The following is a 1484-nucleotide window of genomic DNA, read 5'->3' on the forward strand; positions in this document are numbered from 1 at the left end:
CCAAGCCTCGCATCTCCGATGCCATAGATGACACCATATATAACCCTCTTCGCCAAATCTCTCGTTGGTAAGCCAATCTGTTTTTGATTGTAGGTGTGAATATCCCCATCGAGTAATTGCTTTGCAAAACTACCTTCATCGAAAGCACCGAGATAATGAGCAAGACAACGAAGTTCAAGACCACTAGCATCACACCCAATAAGACGAAAGCTGTTAGGAACAATAAATAGAGACCTACATTCTTTACCATAAGGAACACCAACAGAAGGTGTTTGTGCAACATTAGGCTTTTGGTGAGTACACCTCCCAGTGTTTGCACCATTCGTGATAACGCTTCCATATATAATTCCATCCTTTTGTAATTTTAGCCAGGCGTTATTGCCTTCTGCTAATTGACCTATTCTTTTTTGTATTAAAAAATGTTCTGATAATAATTTTGCTTCTGGAAAATCTAATGTAGATAAAATACTTTCATCTACTTTTGGCTTTCCATCTGGCGTAAATTCTTTTGGCTTCCAACCTTTGTCCATTAACCTATCACTGATATGGTCTCTTGAGTTTGGATTGAAAGTTAATTCTTTATATCTTTTTACTGGTACACCTTTTTTATAACCTAGAGTTCTATTGTCTCTTTTAGGAATAAAAGTACCAATATATTTCTGCCATTTTGGGAAGGCTGAAGTTAAAGATTTCTCCAACTCCAACCTTCTGTTTGCAAGTGAGGCATACAGCTTCTTTGCAGAAGCCACATCAAAATGAAATCCATGTGCTTCTTGCAGATATATACATCTGGCAAAGTCGTGTTCTAACTCAATAGCCTCTTGCGAATATTTTTGTTTTTCAATTAATTTAAAAAGTTCATAAGTGACTTCTACATCTTTTTCACAATAGTCTTGCATTTCTTGAGACCACTTACTGAAGTCACCAGTTTTAATAAAGTCACCTTTTCTTAAACCTAATCTATAACCCCAGCTTTCAAGTGAATGTCTTCCAGCTAAATTAAGTGGAAGTTCTTTCATTCTAAAATCTTCTTCTTTTCTATTAGTCCATATCAGTCGGCTAACTAACAATGTATCAAATACATCACCTTCAATTTTATATTCTGGATATAATTTATTAATGACAGGTATATCAAATTTTAAAATGTTGTGGCCAACTAACAAGCTAGCACCACTTAAAAGATATAAACCTCTACCTATCTTATCTCCATGATAAGAATAAAGTTGTTTGGTATCTATGTCCTTAATAACAATTGAATGAATTTTAGTTGCTTCTGATAAGAAACCATTTGTTTCTATATCAAATATTAATCTCATATTAGTGCATCACAATTATTTTTATATTTAGGATTGTTGGAATTATTGGAGCCACATGAAAAAATGCGTCTTCCAATATTTGTTTAGTCTTTGGTGTATGAACAAATAGTATTGGACATACATTGGGATATTTTAAAACTATATTAATTAGCTTTAATATCTTCTTCA

The 1484-nt window shown here is 33.5% G+C and carries 1 protein-coding gene; it reads right to left on the reverse strand.

Features of this window, described 5'->3' with window-relative positions:
• A partial coding sequence (locus AMN70_RS03195; RefSeq protein ID WP_075501717.1) for a DNA polymerase occupies window positions 1–1316 on the reverse strand: 1316 nt, incomplete at its 3' end.
• Window positions 1317–1484: the final 168 nt, after the last annotated feature.

Origin of the sequence: Candidatus Pelagibacter communis, assembly GCF_001179925.1 — a bacterium.
GTDB classification, from domain to species: domain Bacteria; phylum Pseudomonadota; class Alphaproteobacteria; order Pelagibacterales; family Pelagibacteraceae; genus Pelagibacter; species Pelagibacter ubique_E.